This window comes from Philodulcilactobacillus myokonensis (assembly GCF_027923585.1).
Classification (GTDB): Bacteria; Bacillota; Bacilli; order Lactobacillales; family Lactobacillaceae; genus Philodulcilactobacillus; species Philodulcilactobacillus myokonensis.
Genome location: NZ_BRPL01000002.1, coordinates 1,029,838 through 1,045,716, shown reverse-complemented (window position 1 = coordinate 1,045,716; position 15,879 = coordinate 1,029,838). Strand labels below are relative to the sequence as shown.

The 15,879-nt window shown below is 33.7% G+C and carries 17 protein-coding genes and 1 tRNA gene; 16 read left to right on the top strand and 2 right to left on the bottom strand.

All coding sequences use genetic code 11. From position 1 onward, the window contains the following. Nucleotides 1-5 precede the first annotated feature (5 nt). The 13 genes from atpD to WR164_RS05455 all read left to right on the top strand — a co-directional run bounded on the left by atpD (nt 6) and on the right by WR164_RS05455 (nt 10,743). Entirely contained in the window at nt 6-1,418 is a 1,413-nt protein-coding gene (gene atpD, locus WR164_RS05515) for a F0F1 ATP synthase subunit beta (RefSeq protein ID WP_286136536.1), read from the top strand. A gap of 15 nt (nt 1,419-1,433) precedes the next feature. Further along, entirely contained in the window at nt 1,434-1,856 is a 423-nt protein-coding gene (locus tag WR164_RS05510) for a F0F1 ATP synthase subunit epsilon (RefSeq protein WP_286136535.1), read from the top strand. 78 nt (nt 1,857-1,934) lie between these two features. Further along, nucleotides 1,935-2,168, top strand: coding sequence for a DUF1146 family protein (locus WR164_RS05505; protein ID WP_286136534.1), 234 nt, complete (start codon nt 1,935-1,937; stop codon nt 2,166-2,168). 88 nt (nt 2,169-2,256) lie between these two features. Beyond that, entirely contained in the window at nt 2,257-3,288 is a 1,032-nt protein-coding gene (locus tag WR164_RS05500; protein ID WP_286136533.1) for a rod shape-determining protein, read from the top strand. 18 nt (nt 3,289-3,306) lie between these two features. Then, the gene (gene yidD, locus WR164_RS05495) at nt 3,307-3,582 is read left to right on the top strand and encodes a membrane protein insertion efficiency factor YidD (RefSeq protein WP_286136531.1); all 276 of its coding nucleotides are present in this window, start codon (nt 3,307-3,309) and stop codon (nt 3,580-3,582) included. A gap of 20 nt (nt 3,583-3,602) precedes the next feature. Continuing rightward, complete coding sequence (locus tag WR164_RS05490) at nt 3,603-3,824, top strand: DUF2969 family protein (protein WP_286136530.1); 222 nt, start codon at nt 3,603-3,605, stop codon at nt 3,822-3,824. 33 nt (nt 3,825-3,857) lie between these two features. Then, nucleotides 3,858-5,057: an FtsW/RodA/SpoVE family cell cycle protein gene (locus tag WR164_RS05485; RefSeq protein WP_286136529.1), complete on the top strand. Its 1,200-nt coding sequence runs from the start codon at nt 3,858-3,860 to the stop codon at nt 5,055-5,057. 344 nt (nt 5,058-5,401) lie between these two features. Beyond that, nucleotides 5,402-6,433 (top strand): methionine ABC transporter ATP-binding protein, encoded by a 1,032-nt coding sequence (locus WR164_RS05480; RefSeq protein ID WP_286136528.1) that lies wholly within the window; start codon nt 5,402-5,404, stop codon nt 6,431-6,433. Continuing rightward, nucleotides 6,426-7,118, top strand: coding sequence for a methionine ABC transporter permease (locus WR164_RS05475; protein ID WP_286136527.1), 693 nt, complete (start codon nt 6,426-6,428; stop codon nt 7,116-7,118). Before WR164_RS05480 ends, WR164_RS05475 begins: the two co-directional genes overlap by 8 nt. A 12-nt stretch (nt 7,119-7,130) precedes the next feature. Beyond that, nucleotides 7,131-7,955 (top strand): MetQ/NlpA family ABC transporter substrate-binding protein, encoded by an 825-nt coding sequence (locus tag WR164_RS05470; protein WP_286136526.1) that lies wholly within the window; start codon nt 7,131-7,133, stop codon nt 7,953-7,955. 57 nt (nt 7,956-8,012) lie between these two features. Beyond that, a complete protein-coding gene (locus WR164_RS05465; RefSeq protein ID WP_286136525.1) occupies nt 8,013-9,119 on the top strand; it encodes a D-alanine--D-alanine ligase family protein in 1,107 nt (368 codons plus the stop codon). An 86-nt stretch (nt 9,120-9,205) separates the two neighbouring features. Continuing rightward, on the top strand, nt 9,206-9,778 hold the full coding sequence (locus WR164_RS05460) for a DNA-3-methyladenine glycosylase I (RefSeq protein WP_286136524.1): 573 nt from the start codon (nt 9,206-9,208) through the stop codon (nt 9,776-9,778). A gap of 92 nt (nt 9,779-9,870) precedes the next feature. Continuing rightward, nucleotides 9,871-10,743: a helix-turn-helix transcriptional regulator gene (locus WR164_RS05455; RefSeq protein WP_286136523.1), complete on the top strand. Its 873-nt coding sequence runs from the start codon at nt 9,871-9,873 to the stop codon at nt 10,741-10,743. A 40-nt stretch (nt 10,744-10,783) separates the two neighbouring features. On the opposite strand, the gene gntK is transcribed toward WR164_RS05455, so the two are convergent. Further along, nucleotides 10,784-12,331: a gluconokinase gene (gene gntK / locus WR164_RS05450; RefSeq protein WP_286136522.1), complete on the bottom strand. Its 1,548-nt coding sequence runs from the start codon at nt 12,329-12,331 to the stop codon at nt 10,784-10,786. A gap of 236 nt (nt 12,332-12,567) precedes the next feature. On the opposite strand from gntK, the gene WR164_RS05445 reads away from it, so the two are divergent. The 3 genes from WR164_RS05445 to WR164_RS05435 all read left to right on the top strand — a co-directional run bounded on the left by WR164_RS05445 (nt 12,568) and on the right by WR164_RS05435 (nt 14,786). Further along, on the top strand, nt 12,568-13,323 hold the full coding sequence (locus tag WR164_RS05445) for a GH25 family lysozyme (protein ID WP_286136521.1): 756 nt from the start codon (nt 12,568-12,570) through the stop codon (nt 13,321-13,323). Between the two features lie 14 nt (nt 13,324-13,337). Next, nucleotides 13,338-14,666, top strand: a complete 1,329-nt coding sequence (locus WR164_RS05440; protein WP_286136520.1) for a DEAD/DEAH box helicase — start codon at nt 13,338-13,340, stop codon at nt 14,664-14,666. Nucleotides 14,667-14,713: 47 nt separating this feature from the next. Then, a tRNA-Arg gene (locus tag WR164_RS05435) sits at nt 14,714-14,786 on the top strand. A 90-nt stretch (nt 14,787-14,876) separates the two neighbouring features. On the opposite strand, the gene rbsU is transcribed toward WR164_RS05435, so the two are convergent. Beyond that, nucleotides 14,877-15,758, bottom strand: a complete 882-nt coding sequence (gene rbsU, locus WR164_RS05430) for a ribose/proton symporter RbsU (RefSeq protein ID WP_286136519.1) — start codon at nt 15,756-15,758, stop codon at nt 14,877-14,879. Nucleotides 15,759-15,879: the final 121 nt, after the last annotated feature.

The following is a 15,879-nucleotide window of genomic DNA, read 5'->3' as shown; positions in this document are numbered from 1 at the left end:
CGATAATGAGTACTGGTAAAATTGTACAAGTTATTGGGCCAGTTGTTGATGTTGGATTCCCATCGGACGAAAGAGTACCCGATATTAATACCGCTCTTAATATTAAGAGAGGGAACAATCAAATTCTAGTAACTGAAGTTGCCTTAGAATTAGGTGATGGTGTCGTTAGAACAATTGCTATGGACGGAACTGATGGTTTACGTCGTGGCATGGAAGCTGATGATACTGGTTCTTCAATTTCTGTTCCTGTTGGTAAAGATACATTAGGTCGAGTATTTAATGTTCTGGGACAACCAATTGATAATGGTCCTGAATTTGGCGCAGATGCCAAAAGAATGCCAATTCATAGAGACGCTCCTAAATATGATGACTTAAATCCATCTACTGAAGTTCTAGAAACTGGAATTAAGGTTATTGATTTATTAGAACCTTACATTCGTGGTGGTAAAGTTGGATTATTCGGTGGTGCCGGAGTTGGTAAAACCGTTTTAATTGAAGAATTAATTCATAACATTGCCCAGGGTCATAATGGTATTTCCGTTTTCACCGGTGTTGGTGAACGTACCCGTGAAGGTAATGATATGTACTTTGAAATGAAAGCCTCAGGTGTTTTAAAGAACACTGCCATGGTTTATGGTCAAATGAACGAACCACCTGGTGCACGTATGCGTGTTGCTTTGACTGGTTTAACCATTGCCGAATACTTCCGTGACGTTGAAAAAACCGATGTATTATTATTCATTGATAATATTTTCCGATTTACTCAAGCCGGAATGGAAGTTTCAGCATTGCTAGGTCGTATTCCTTCAGCCGTTGGTTATCAACCAACTTTAGCTACTGAAATGGGACAACTACAAGAACGAATTACATCAACTAAGGCTGCAGCGATTACTTCTATTCAAGCTGTATACGTTCCAGCTGATGATTATACCGATCCAGCACCGGCAACTACATTTGCCCATTTGGATGCAACTACCAACTTAGAACGTTCTTTGACCCAACAAGGAATTTATCCTGCTGTTGATCCATTAGAATCAACTTCTTCTGCATTAGATCCTGAAATTATTGGGCAAGAACATTATGATATTGCTAATAAAGTTCAACGTGTATTGCAAAGATACCGTGAATTACAAGATATCATTTCTATTTTAGGAATGGATGAATTATCCGATGAAGAAAAGACCATTGTTGGTCGTGCTCGTCGAATTCAATTCTTCTTGTCACAACCATTTAGTGTTGCTGAACAATTTACTGGTGTTAGTGGTAAATACGTAACAATTGATCAAACAATTGCTGGATTTAAAGCTATTTTGGATGGTAAGTATGATAATGTTCCAGAAGATGCATTCAGAAACTGTGGGCCAATTGAAGACGTAGATAAAAAAGCTGAAGCTATGAAGCAAGGCTCAAATAATTAAAAAGGAGGGTTCTAATTGGCTGATAGCAATTCAGTATTAACCGTTAGTATCGTTACTCCTGATGGTAAGGTATATGAACAAAAAGCTGCAAGTTTAGTTATTGTTACAACTAAAAGTGGCCAATTAGGAATCATGCCTAATCACGTTCCAGTTATCGCTTCATTAGAAGTTGATGAAGTGAGGGTCAACCATGATAATGCAACTGATGAAGTTGCTGTTAATGGTGGATTCATTGAATTTTCAGATAATGCCGTCACAATTGTTGCTGATAGTGCTGAAAATAAAAACGATATTGATGTTGACCGTGCTAAACGTGCTCAACAACGTGCTCAAAATGTAATTCAAAAAGCTAAGAATGCTCATGATGACAAAGCAATCCAACGTAGTGAAGTTGCATTAAGAAGAGCACTTAACCGCATTAAAGTGGCTAGTCATTAATTTAAATAGTAGAATAAAGGCAGGCTTTGCATTTTAAATGTTTAGTCTGCTTTTATTTTACATTGGAGGCTTTATTGCATGAAATTCATTGGATATCAATCATTGATAACAATTGTTTGCTACCTCTTTTTTATTTTTATGTCATTTTGGTGCATTCAAGATCTTCATTTGGAACGTCATTTAAAAATGCATGAAATGCAGGGAAAATTGTTAATTGTCATTCTTTCAATTGTATCAGGATATTTGTTAAGTTCCTTTGTTTTATCTTTAATGGATAGTTTAAGGGATTTAATTTATATTTTTAAATCATAATTATTATAGTTTTCTTAAAATAAATTCAACGACGTATGTTATAATATATCTTTGAAATTAAATGTTTAAATCAGGAGGAAATATACTGATGGCAAAAGATATTGGCATCGATTTAGGGACAGCAAATGTTTTAATTTATGTTGTCGGAAAAGGAATCGTTTTAAATGAACCCTCAGTTGTCGCTGTGGATGTAAAATCAAATAAGGTATTAGCGGTCGGATCTGAAGCATATCGCATGGTTGGTAGAACACCTAGTGATATTAGAGCTATTCGTCCATTAAAGGATGGTGTTATTTCGGATTTTGATGTAACCGAAAAAATGCTTACTTACTTCATCAATAAATTGGATGTAAAAGGATTTATGTCTAAGCCCAAGACAATGATCTGTGCACCAACTAATATTACTAATATTGAACGGAAAGCAATCGTTCAAGCTGCTGAAAAATCAGGTGGTGGCCAAGTTTATTTAGAAGAAGAACCCAAAGTTGCAGCAATTGGCGCTGGGATGGATATTTTCCAACCCCGTGGTAACATGGTCATTGATATTGGTGGTGGTACTAGTGATATTGCCGTCCTATCATTAGGTGATATTGTTGCAAGTAAATCCATTCGCGTTGCTGGTGATAAAACTAACCTTGCAATTATTAATTACATTAAGGATCATCATAATTTAATTATTGGTGAACATACTGCCGAACGAATTAAAATTAAAATTGGCTCTGCAACTAAATCAGATAAAGAAAATATTAAGACGATGGATGTTCGTGGGCGAGATACTTTAGAAGGAATGCCTAAGTCTGTCACAATTACTAGTAATGAAATTGCGGATGCAATTCATAGTATTGTTCAAAGCATTGTCAGCGCAGCAAAGGATGTTTTAGAGATTACCCCGCCTGAATTAGCATCAGACATTGTTGACCGTGGTATTATGCTAACTGGTGGTGGTTCATTACTTAAGAATATTGATCAAGTTATTTCAAATGCCTTGACAGTTCCAGTAATCATATCTGAAAATCCACTAGATAATGTAGCTAAAGGTGCTGGTGCTTTACTTAATCATATTAGTAATCATGATGGTAAAGAACATGTTGGCTTTTTTGGTAGTAAAAAGTCTAAGTAGATTATTGGGTGAGTTTGAATGTTAACGAAGTTATTATTAAAAATGGTTAAAGGTTATCAAGAATTCATTTCACCACTATTTCCACCAAGTTGCCGTTATTATCCAACTTGCTCACATTATATGGTGGGTGCTTTAAAAAAGCACGGGCTTAGTGGAATCATAATGGGAATTGCTAGAATTTTGCGTTGCCAGCCCTTTGTGAAGGGTGGTTACGATCCGGTTCCTGATCATTTTACGGTATTCAGAAATAAAGTAGCTGAAAATAAATATCGGCATTCAATCCATCTTAAGTAGAAATTGTTTTGGAGGTAGTTATGGCAAGAAATAAAAAGAACATTCAAGTTCAACTTGAAGATTCAAAAGATTCAGATGGCAAGCAGATCACTTTATTAAAAGTAAGAAAACAAATTGTTGGTAAACTTAAGAAAAATGATGGAAAAATAATTGCCAATTCAAGCCGTGGTAATCAGTACCATGCTCAAGATATGAGTAGGGGAATTGAATTACTTCTTAGTGAATATAATTTACATAAATAGTCGATTATTTTTCTAATTAAGGGGACAGGTGCTTTGGGTAGAGATACACAAAATGTAAATAATACCGAAAACCGAATTGACTGGGGAATTATATTTTGCGTGCTTTTATTGGCATTAATTGGACTAGCAGCAATTTATGTTGCCGGGTCACACGATACTAGTTCTACTAATATTGTAAAATTACTAGTTTCTCAATTTATATGGTATGCAATTGGAACGGCTGCCATCGTTGTTATCATGCAATTTGATTCTGAACAACTATGGAAATTAGCTCCATTAGCTTATGGCTTCGGAATTTTTCTGTTAGTTGCTGTACTTGTTTTTTATAGTCGTAGTTATGCAACTTTAACTAATACTAAAAGTTGGTTTCAAATTGGGTCTTTAACATTTCAACCGGCAGAAGTTATGAAACCAGCGTATATTTTAATGATGGCCAAAATTGTTGCTGAACATAATAATCAATATGCGCATACGCTTCATAATGACTGGTTATTAATCGGTAAGTTATTTTTATGGACAATTCCAATTTGCGTTCTTTTGAGATTACAACCTGATTTTGGGACAATGTTGGTTTTCTTTGCCATTTTATGTGGATTCATTGTTATTTCAGGCGTTAGTTGGAAAATTATTACACCAGTTGGTGTTGCTGGAGCTATTTTAGGAATTAGTGCGATGGCATTAGTTGCAACAAGTGAAGGACGTAAAATCTTGGGTCATTTTGGATTTCAAGCATACCAATTTGCTCGAATCGATTCATGGTTAGATCCATCTAAAAATACTAACAGTAATAGTTATCAATTGTGGCAAAGTATGAAAGCAATTGGATCTGGTGGATTAACTGGAACTGGTTTTAATGTCTCACATGTTTACGTTCCCGTTCGAGAATCAGATATGATTTTCTCAGTTATTGGTGAAAATTTTGGTTTTGTTGGTGGATGTGCTTTAATCCTTTTATATTTACTATTAATTTATCAAATGATTAAGGTTACTTTTGAAACCAGAAATATCTTTTACGCTTATATTTCAACTGGCGTTATCATGATGATTCTATTTCATGTTTTTGAAAGTATCGGTATGAATACTGGTTTACTTCCATTAACTGGAATTCCATTACCATTTATTAGCCAAGGTGGTTCAGCGTTAATTGGTAATATGATGGGAATTGGATTGATTATGTCGATGCAATTCCATAATCGTTCTTATATGTTTAGTCAAAATCGCGATTTTTCTTAATGTTTGACAATTATAATCATTATATATATAATTTTGAATAATTGATGATATTGAGATGAGTAAACTAATGATGTTTTAACAGAGAACCCGTTTGGTGAAAAGGGTAAGCGGATTTAGTTGAATGATGGTCTCAAAGTGTGATTTTATTCATTAATTTAATTAATGAATGGTTAACGACCATTATTTCGTTAAGTATTAATAAATGATACTTATTGAGACTATTATCGTGAGGTAATAGTGAATAAAGGTGGCATCACGAAAGCTTTTCGTCCTTTCCTAATCTTTTTTAGATTGGGTTAAGATGAAAGGCTTTTTTATTTATTTTAAAGGGGTGAAATTTGATAATGATTGAATTTAAAAATGTTTCAAAAATTTTTAAGTTAAAAGATAAAAATTTGAAAGCTGTCCAGAATGTTAACTTAAAGATTAATAATGGCGAAATTTATGGAATTATTGGGTATTCAGGAGCTGGTAAAAGTACCCTTGTAAGAATGCTAAATGGATTAGAAACACCGACTACAGGTCAAATTTTAATTGGTAAGCATAATATTAGTGACCTTAGTACCAGTCAATTAAGAATTCAGCGAAAAAAGATCGGAATGATTTTTCAACATTTCAATTTATTATGGTCAAGAACCGTTTTAAAGAATGTGGCTCTGCCATTAGAAATTGCTGGGGTTAGTAAGGAAAAGCGTCTTCAAAAAGCTAGAAAATTACTATCACTGGTTGGCTTAGAAAACAGGGGAAACGATTATCCTTCTGAATTATCCGGTGGCCAGAAACAAAGGGTCGGTATTGCTAGGGCGCTGGCTAATGATCCTAAAATTTTAATTTCTGATGAAGCAACCAGTGCACTAGATCCAGAAACAACTGATGATATTCTTGATTTATTAACTGATATTAATAAACGCTTAGGAATTACGATTATTTTAATTACCCATGAAATGCACGCAGTTAGAAAGGTGGCTTCTAAAGTTGCAGTAATGAAAGCGGGCCGCATCGTTGAAAAAGGATCGTTAATTGATATCTTTACCCACCCTAAAAATGAAGTTACCAAACAATTTGTGAATAAAGAAGCAAATGGTGATGAAAAGGAACTCCAGTCAACGTTGGATAATGTTATTCATTCCGATCCCAAAAATGCAATCATCAGGTTGATTTTTAATGGTTCTCAATCGGGAGATCCCGTCGTTTCATCAATTAGTAAAAAGTATCAAATTCAAATTAGTATTATTCAGGGAAATGTTAAACAAACCAGGAATGGTGCGATTGGTTCATTGATTATTCAATTGATTGGTAATCATGATGAACAAGAAAAAGTAATTGAATATTTGCAGAAATTACAAATTGAAACTGAGGTGATTTATCATGAGTAATCAAGGTTTAGGATCTTATTTTAAGTTTAATTCTGTTAATTGGGATGATATTTGGAATGCAACCGGTGAAACAGTTTGGATGACGGTGATTTCAATGATTTTAGTAGCAATCTTCGGCATCATTCTAGGTTTGATTTTATTTGAAACTAAAAATAAAGGTGGCTTTTGGAGTCACTTAATTAACATTGTTGTTTCATTCTTAGTTAATATCTTTCGATCAATTCCATTCATCATTTTAATTGTTCTATTGCTACCATTTACTAAAGCTATTGTTCATACCATCATTGGACCAGAGGCTGCATTACCATCATTAATCATTTCTGCAACTCCATTCTATGCTCGAATGATTGAAGCTGACCTTAGAGAAGTTGATTCTGGTGTCATTGAAGCCGTTCGTTCAATGGGTGCTAATCGATGGGACGTAATCTGGAAGGTACTATTACCCGAAAGTACACCGGCATTAATTGCTGATGGAACCGTTACTGCCATTTCATTGATTTCATACACTGCAATGGCTGGTGCCATTGGATCGGGTGGATTAGGTCAATTAGCTTACATTGAAGGATTCGAATCAAATAATAATACGGTCACATTGGTTGCTACCATCATCATCTTATTATTTGTCTTAATCATTCAATTCTTGGGTGATAAATGGGCTAAACGATGTGATAAGAGAAATCTTTAGGGAAGTGATTTTATGAAGAAATTCCATGTCCTTAGTTTTTTAACCGTTGCTTTACTGGCAATTTTATTAGTTGGTTGTGGAAAACAATCGAAGAATACAATTCGAATTGGTGCATCCAGTATTCCGCATGCTCAAATCTTGAAACATGTTGAACCCCAACTAGCAAAAGAAGGCGTTCATCTGAAAGTCACTGTTTTCCAAGATTATATTATGCCTAATGAAGCATTAGCTGAAAAAGAATTAGATGCCAATTATTTCCAGACCACTGCCTTTTTAGATCGCTGGAATGCTAATTATGGTGGTCATTTAATTAGTGTTGGTTCCGTTCATTTAGAACCAATTGGGATTTACTCTAAGAAAGTTAAGAAATTACAAGATTTGAAACCGAATTCTAAAATTTTAGTTAGTGATAACGTCCCTGATTATGGACGAATTTTAGATCTGTTTCAAAAGGCGGGATTAATTACAATGAAACCGGGTGTTAACGTTGCCAACGCTAACTTTAGCGACATTGAAAAAAATCCTAGACATCTTCAATTCGAAGATAGCTATGACCCGAAATTAATGACTGATATTTATAAAAATAATGAAGGGGATGCCGTTGCCATTAATTCTAATTATGCTGTTCAGGCTGGCTTAATCCCTAAACGTGATTCAATCGCGCTTCAAAAATCGGATCCTAATTCTCCATATAATAATATTGTGGCGGTTAGAAAAAGTGAACGGAATAATCAAAATATTAAAAAATTAATGAACGCTTTACAATCTAAATCAACCCAAAAATGGATTAAATCTAAATATAAAGGTGCCGTTTTACCATCTAAAGATCCCGACTAACGAATAATAATTATGGTATAATATAGTTTCAATAATAAGTATAGGACGGGATTTTCATTGAAGAATACAAAAAAGCTACACGTTGGTCTTTTATTTGGTGGTAATTCATCTGAACACGATGTTTCTAAAAGATCGGCTCACAATATTTATGATGCAATGGATAAAAATAAATATGTTGTTGATTTGTTTTTAATTGCTAAAAATGGGGTTGTATTAAGTAGTCAAGCATCCAGAAAAATTTTTGATGGTGCTGATGAAAATAAGGTTGTTGCTAATGAAATGAAAAAAATTGATTTTTCGAAACCATTAGCAAATATTTCTAATTTAAATAGCGTCAATGACATTGATGTCTTTTTCCCAATTATTCATGGTAATTTGGGTGAAGATGGAACGATTCAAGGTTTATTACGTTTGTTGAAAAAGCCTTATGTTGGTAGTGGCATTTTAGAATCGGCAATGGGCTTTGATAAGGATATTACAAAGCAATTATTAACTTACCATGGGATTCAAAATACAAAGTATATTTTGTTAACGCCTGCTAATTATAAACAGTGGAATTATGCAAAATTAAGCCATCAGTTGGGAAAATTAATTTTCTTAAAGCCAGCTAATCAAGGTTCATCAGTCGGAATTCATCAAATTCATAATCAAAGTGAATTTGAAAGTGGTTTAAAAGATGCTTTTAAGTATGATTATAAAATTCTTGCTGAACAAGCGATTGAAGGCCCAGAAGAAATTGAAATTTCAATTTTAGGGAATGAACATCCAATTGCATCTCAGTTGGGTGCAATTAAAGTACCAAAACAAGATAAATTTTATACCTATCAAAATAAATTTGTTGATGCTAGTCAGGTTCATTTTGAAATTCCAGTTAAGGTTTCTCAAAAATTAACCGATCGAATCACTAAAATGGCACTGGATGCCTACAAAGTATTAGGATTAAAGGGCATGGCAAGAGCTGATTTCCTAGTATCTAGTTCAGGTGAACCATACTTGGGTGAAGTTAATACTTTACCTGGTTTCACTAATATTAGTTTGTATCCACAATTATGGAAAGCATCTGGGATTAGTTACAGTGATTTGATTGAACGTTTAATTAAACTTGCTTACCAAGAATTTGATCGTCAATCTAAATTACGTCATGATTTTGAACCATTAGATTAAAGATTTTAAATTAAATCAAAAAAACATCCTTTTAATGGATGTTTTTTTATTTAACAACGTATTTATTGATAGGGGGTGAAAGAAAAATGTTAATAAGATGTCCTTGGGCAACCAAAAGTAATCTTTTAATAGATTATCATGACAGTGAATGGGGAGTTCCCAAAACAAACGAACGGGAATTATTTGAATGTTTATCGCTTGAAATGTTTCAAGCTGGATTAACATGGAATTTAATTTTAAAGAAACGGCCTGCTTTTAAAAATGTTTTTGATCAATTTAAGATTGAACAAGTAAGTCAATTTAATCAGAATGATTATTCAAGATTGATGTCTGATGCAAGTATTATTAGAAATCGGGCTAAAATTATAGCAACCATTCATAATGCGAAGATGCTTCAAAAAATGCATCAAAATGGAATGACATTATCAAAATTAACTTGGCAACCAGTTAATTTTAAACCAATTGATCATCATTTGAAGCCGGGACAAGAACCTAATGCTAATGAATTAATCAAAAAATATGTTAAATTATTTAAAAAACAAGGCTTTAAGCGTGTTGGACCTAAAACTTTATATTCTTACCTTCAATCGATTGGGGTGGTCAATGATCACCTCATAACGTGTTTTCGACACAATCAAATTAAAAAAGAATACGATTAATTGATTAGATATGATATAATAATAAAATACTTATTTTATACGGAAGCATTGTTGCTTCACCTTTAAAAATTTATATAAAAGGGATAATGATATTGGAAATTAATGGAGAATTAATTAAGAAGAGACGTTTAAAAATGAAAATGTCTCAAAAAGATTTAGCTAATAAAATATGTACGCAGGCAACAATTAGTTTACTTGAAAGAAATAATACGTGTACTAGTTTTAAATTGCTGTACCCAATTTGTAAACGATTGAATTTACCAATTGATAAGATTGAAAAACATTCTAAGTACAATAAAGATGTTTTGGAATACATTGAAGAACAGATTTGGAAAGAGCATTATAAAGAAGCTCTAAAAAGATGGGAAAAGATTGATCAGCATAAGTTAGATGATGCTGAATCACGGGGAAGATATTATTGCTATGGTGGAATTTTGCAAATCTATGTTAAAAAAGATTATCCTTTCGCCATTCACTACTTTAATTTTCTTTTTGACCACTGTCGTCTTGATTCAAATTGCTTTTATAAAATATGGTGCCAAGTTGGGATGGCAATGTCTTATTACTATCTTGATCATAAAAAAGCATCACTTGATTATTTGGGTGAGGCATTTCGTAATTTTACTAATTTTTATGAATACCATAGTGTGGATTATAATTTAATTTCTAAAATGTTTATTAAAATTGCTAAATTTTACCTAAAATTAGGGGAAAGACAACGAGCCATATATATTTGTAATCAGGCCATTAATTTAGCCAAACGAAGAAATGTGATGCATAATGTCCAGCATTATTACTTTATTGCGGGTACTAATTTATATACGTTACACAACAATAATCAGGCATTTGAATACTTAGATCATGCTCAACATTTTAGTAAATTTACCCATGATCCGGTAATGTTAAAGAATATTTCTGAATTTAAAAAACAATATCCAAATAATAAAGACACATCTAGTAAATAGATGTGTCTTTTATTATTTTATAATATTAAATTAAAATTAGCTATTTTTTATTAACTTCGTGACGTCTTTGGAAGTCAGCAATGTTTTTGTACTCAGTTTGTAAATGGCGGCTTAGGCGAATGTAAATTGGCATTAATTCACGGTAAACTTGATAGTTCTTTGGATTGGGTTTATGTGAATGGGTAACCCCAACAAAATTCTTAACATCGCTTAAATGATCGATGATGCCAAGACTATACATTCCTAAAGTAGCAGCACCTAAAGCAGTTCCTTCAAAGCTTTCTGGAATGGTGACATCTTGTTCAAAAATATCGGCTAACATTTGTCGCCATAATGGTGAACGGGCAAAACCACCGGTAGCTTGAATACTCTTAGGAGTACCACAAACTTCTTCTAATGCTAAACTAACTGTATATAAATTATAGACAATTCCTTCTAAGGCGGATCTGATCATGTGAGCACGGGTATGAATTCTGGTCAAGCCAAAGAATGATCCACGAGCATTAGCATCCCAAATTGGGGCTCTTTCCCCACCTAAGAATGGATGGAAAATCAAACCATCTGATCCAGCTGGAACTTTAGATGCAATTTTAGTTAATAGATCGTACGGATCCATTTTTAATTGTTCTGCGGTAACTTTTTCGGGGGCACATAATTGATCACGAACCCAGCGGAAGACGATTCCACCATTGTTAACCGGTCCACCAATTACCCACATATTTTTGTAAAGGTAGTAGCAGAATACCCGACCCTTAGGATCAATTTTTGGTTTATCGGTAACAATTCTAACGGCACCGGATGTACCGATTGTAACTGCTTCGACACCAGGCTTGATAGCATTAACACCAAGGTTAGCTAATGGACCATCGGATGCACCAATTACGAATGGGGTATCTTTGTCAATTCTCATTAGTTTGGCATAATCTTCCTTTAAGCCCTTTAATTGGTAGGTTGTATCCACTAATTCAGGCAATTGATCACGTTTGACACCCGTTAATTGAAGTGCTTGATCATCCCAGTCCATTTTATAGATATTAAACATGCCAGTTGCGTTAGCAATTGAATAATCTTCCTTTAAAACGCCAAATAGTCGGTAAATTACGTATTCTTTAATTCCGACGAACCAACGTGCCTTATGATATAAATCAGGTTGTTCGTGCTTGAACCAAATAATCTTAGTTAACGGTGTCATTGGATGAATCGGAGTACCAGTCTTTTGGTATAATTCTTTTCCAATTCCATTTTCTTTTAATTCATCAGCATATTTAACTGCACGGTTATCACCCCATGTAATTGCCCTTGTAATTGGGTTGTGATGATCGTCTAGCAAAATCAAACTATGCATTGCACATGAAAATGAAACTCCCTTTAGGTTATCTCCCTTGCTTAAATGCATTTTTTTGGATAGTGTTCTGATTCCATTGACCATTGCCGAAAAGATTTGTTCGGGATCTTCTTCTGCCATGTCAGATGTATCTTGATATAATGGATATCCGTTATTCGCATATCCTTTTACTTGCCCTTGGGTGTTATATAAAACAACTTTTACACTGGTGGTTCCAATGTCGACACCGATGATATAATCCATGCCCAACTTCCTTTCAAATAGAGAAATTTAATTTGATGCGCCAAATTATTGTTTATTTTTAATATTCGTCCAATTTTAGATGAATGAATTTGAAATCAATATAATCGTTTGAATTAACGAATACTATGTTTCATTATATTTAAAACATTTTGTCTATTCAAGTATTTCTGATAAAAATGAAGGTGTAATTAAGTGTTATAATTACTTATATATTAAATGCAGATAGGATGTTTTATGTGAAAAGAAGTCAAATTGGTCCGCAATACATTCATAAACATCATCTAATCCTCAAATGGTTAGCTTTTATTTTTATAATTATCATTTTGATACTCTCTTTTTCGATGTATCGTAAGTATCAACAAACCCGTTTGGATGTGTATCCCATTAGGGGAGTTAGTGTTGATCAACAGGACGGTTATTTAGATTTTGTGTCTTTAGCTAACACTAATCAAAAATTTATTTATATTAGAGCCACCCAGGGATCTATTTATAGTGATGACGATTTTAATAATAATTATCAGCGTTGTGAAGGTTCAAACATGTTAATTGGGGTCTATCATATTTTTAGTTTTGATAGTAATATTCATGATCAAGAAGTGAATTTTAATCGTGAAGTAAGCGGAAATACCGGATCCATGCCAATTGGAATTAAAGTTTCCAACAATGGTGGTAATCTAAATCACAGTCAATTAAGTAATTTATTACATTTTATTCAAGATATTAAACAACGTTATCATCGTTCCGTGATGGTTTGGACGACTCAATCAATATACACTCAAATTACTCGCCGTCATGTTAAATGCTTTCTTTGGCTAAATGGATCCAGTTTAAAAGAAGGTTCAAAAGATGCGACCTTAATTGAACTTCAGGCTAATGAATCACTTCAATTGGATGGACAATCGCAAAATGTAACACAATCGGCATTTAATGGAAATAAGACGCAATGGAATCGTTTTATCGATCAAAATGTTAGTCAATCAAACCAAGATTAGGGGAAATTATAAGTATGAATCCAAAGTTAGAACAACGTTTTAATCATTTATATCAAAAACCAACCGCGATTCAAAGTAAAGTTTATCAACCAATTTTAAATGGTAAGGATGTATTAGGATTATCACCAACTGGATCCGGAAAGACATTGGCATTTGCTTTGCCAATTTTAGATCGTTTGTCTAATGATAATCTTGAAAAGACGAGGGTTATGATTTTTGAACCTTCCCAGGAATTAGCAATGCAGGTGACCCAGGTTATTAGACAGTGGAGCAAGATATTTAATATTAAACCACTTGCATTAATTGGGAGTGCGAATGTTAAACGTCAAGTTGAAAAATTAAAGAAACAGCATCCTAAGATAATTATTGGAACCCCAGGGCGAATTTTAAATTTAGCTGAAGATCATAAGTTAAAATTGGATGGTTTAAAGATGGTCGTCATTGACGAAGCTGATGATTTACTTCAGGGTGATACTTTAGAATCAGTTCGTGATGCTTTGAATGAAGGGCCTTCTGATGCTCAATTAATGTATTTTTCAGCCACTGATACCGAAATATTACATCACTTGAAGAAATGGTTTGGCCGTGATGCTGAACGAATCGATGTTAGAAAAATTGATGATACGAGGGGACAAGTTAAACATGGTCTTTTAAAGGTATCACGTGCTAAACGAAATCAAATGTTGAACCGCCTCTTACATGTAACTTCTTTTAAAGGATTAGTTTTCTTCAATGAAATGCGCGATTTAAACCACGCTTATAGCTATTTCACACATAATCATGTTAATAATGTTGCTAAGTTAACAGGTGATTTGAATCAAGTTAAACGTCAGCATGCATTGAAACAGTTTCGATTGGGACAGGTTAAATTATTATTAACCACTGATATTGCCGCCCGGGGATTAGATATTAAAAAGTTGCCGGCAGTTGTTAATTATGATTTGCCAACTGAATCGAATCAATACATTCATCGTGTTGGGAGAACCGGTCGGATGGGAGAACCTGGTTTAGTTCTTAATTTTGGTGATGACCATGATTTTAGAGATCTTCGCCATATGTTAGCTGAAACTGAATATCATTTTCAGCCGATTTATTACTATCATAACCACCTTGTTGATTATATTGGTCATCAATCTAAGACAAAGGAAAAATCGTCACCAAAAGCAAAGCAAAATATAATTAACCATCACCAAAATGTTTCTTATAAAAAAGTTAATCACAAGAAGAAAAATCATCCGATGATTAGCAAACGGGTCAAAAAGCACCGTAATAAAAAACATACCAAAAATAAAGGAATGCGTCATAAGTGGATGAAAGAGGATCAAAAGCATCACTCTAAATAAATTCCTTTACTTTACGATTTAATCGTGAGAAAATATACAATTGTTGTGGTCCCATAGCATAACAGGATAGTGCGTCCGCCTCCTAAGCGGCTGATCTCGGTTCAAATCCGAGTGGGACCATAATCATTGGAATATAAAAAGCTTCAGGTATTTATGTATTTATACCTGAAGCTTTTTTATTTATAGATTTAATTAAATTTAATGCTTAAATTATCTAATAAATGCTGTAACAGAGGCAGAAGCAACGATTAAAATTAAACCGATAATGGTAATAATTGTTTCCTTTTTAGTCTTAGTTTCATGTAAGAAGTATACCCCGGTTAATGTTGCTAAGACAACGGAAGTTTGTGATAGTACAAATCCAGTTGCTAGTCCATTCATGTTGGGTTGAGCTGAAATTAAGTATGTTAGTGCTGCAAAGGCAAAGAAGAAACCTGAAATGATTTGTTTATATGAAACTGATTGTTTAAAGACGTTATTTTCTTTTACTTTTAATAGGCAATAGATAACAGCGGTGATTACCATTCCAACCGATTGTGGTAAAAATGCATGCATCCCATCAACATGGGCTGCTTGCGGAGCAGCTGAATATGCCCAGTATCCAATGACACCAATAACTAGGAACAAAACAGCTTTTCTTAAATTACTGGAATTTTCCTTGGTCTTATGTTCTGTCCAAGCTGTCATTGTTGCACCAATAATGATAACAATTAAAGCAATAAATCCAATTATTTTATCAGAAAATGTTGGCCAATTACCAAGTGCAAAAACTCCCCAAAGGGCAGTTACAATCAATTGAAGTGCCGTTGTAATCGGCATTACTCTTGATGATCCAACCAGGGTGAATGATTTGAATGACATGATTTGGCCAAATGCCCAACCAGCACCAGATAGTATTGATAGAATTAAACTTGCGCCAGAAACAAGGTTAACCCCCTGAATTAAGGCGAAGAACAAAGCAAAAATAAAAGTTCCAATTGTTGATCCTAAAATTTGATTAGTTGGCTTGCCACCAAACTTAGAAGCAACTGTCGGATAAACACCCCATCCGATTAATGGGCCTAACCCAACAAGTAATGCTAGAGTTTTCATTAATAATTCCTCCTATGTTAGATATTATTATGATGATATTGTAAGCGCTAACACGTGTTACTATTATAACATTTTTCTTAGACTAGTAAAATCAAAGAAATTATATTCATTATAATATATT